Source organism: Mesorhizobium sp. M7A.F.Ca.MR.362.00.0.0 (assembly GCF_004023175.1).
In the GTDB taxonomy this organism is placed as follows: Bacteria; Pseudomonadota; Alphaproteobacteria; order Rhizobiales; family Rhizobiaceae; genus Mesorhizobium.
The window spans coordinates 4866-6015 of the sequence record NZ_RZTF01000388.1; the positions used below are offsets into that span (position 1 = coordinate 4866).

Annotated in this window: 2 protein-coding genes; both read left to right on the forward strand. The window is 64.6% G+C overall.

The genetic code is table 11. The features are described 5' to 3' along the window. On the forward strand, positions 1–370 hold a 370-nt coding region (locus tag EOC06_RS43930; protein WP_281062124.1), incomplete at its 5' end, for a D-arabinono-1,4-lactone oxidase. Continuing rightward, positions 370–1150, forward strand: a 781-nt coding sequence (locus tag EOC06_RS30870; RefSeq protein ID WP_164898820.1) for an alanine racemase, incomplete at its 3' end; no start/stop codon positions are given. The genes EOC06_RS43930 and EOC06_RS30870, both read left to right, overlap by 1 nt.

Here is a 1150-nt window from a genome sequence, read left to right on the forward strand (position 1 = left end):
GGGGCCGAAGGCGCTGGCCGAGATCATCGAGCTGACCGAGAAGCGCTTTCCCGAGGTCTATTTCCCGATGGAGGTGCGCTCGGTCGCGCCGGACCAGTTCTGGCTTTCGCCATTCTACAACAGGCTGACCTGCTCCATCGCCATCCACCATGATGCAGCGAACGATCCTCTGCCGTTCATGCGGGCGGCGGAGCCGATCTTCCGCAGATATGGCGGCCGGCCGCATTGGGGCAAGATGCACAGCCTGAAAGCGGCGGATCTGAAAAAGCTCTACCCGCGCTGGGACGACGCCATGGCGGTGCGCCGCGACGTCGATCCGCAAAACCGCTTCGTCTCGCCCTATATGGCCGGCTTGTTCGGCATCGAATGATGAGCACCTATTTTTCCACCCTCTCGGATGCGCTGAAGGAAGCCGGCATCTTCCAACCCTGCCTGCTGCTCGATCGCGACCGGCTGGACGGCAACATTGCCCTGGTCAAGGAGAGACTGGATCCCGGCCTGGCCGTGCGGCTGGTCGACAAATCGCTCGCGTGCATGCCGCTGCTTGCGTATATCGCCAAGGCGCTTGGCAGTGAGCGCTTCATGACCTTCCACCCGCCGATCAGCGAGGCGGTGCTGAAGGCGTTCCCGGATGCCGATCTGCTCTACGGCAAGCCGATGCCGATCGGCGCGGCAAGGGCGGCGCTGGTGAAAGCCGATACCGACTGGTCGCGCGTCTGCTGGCTGATCGACAGCGAGGAGAGACTGGCGGAATATGGCTCCCTCGCTGGCGAACTCGGCATCGGCCTGCGCATCGCTTTCGAGATCGATGTCGGGCTGCATCGCGGCGGTTTTGCTGATCCCGCAGCCTTGTCGGAGGCGTTGAGCGCGTTGCCGGCCCGGCTGCATTGCGAAGGCGTCATGGCCTACGAGGCGCATGCGCCGCTCATTCCTGGCCTTTTCGGCGGACCGGCAAAGGCATTGGCAAAGGCGTCGGCGCAGGCCTCGGCGTTCGTCGCCTGTCTCGGCGCCGACCAGCGCCGCATCCTGAACATCGGCGGCAGCAAGACCGCGCTGCTTCATCATGGCGGCGCGGCCAATGAGGTCTCGATGGGCTCGGCCTTTGTGCTGCCCAGCGACTTCGATACGCCAGGCCTCGACGGCTTCCAGC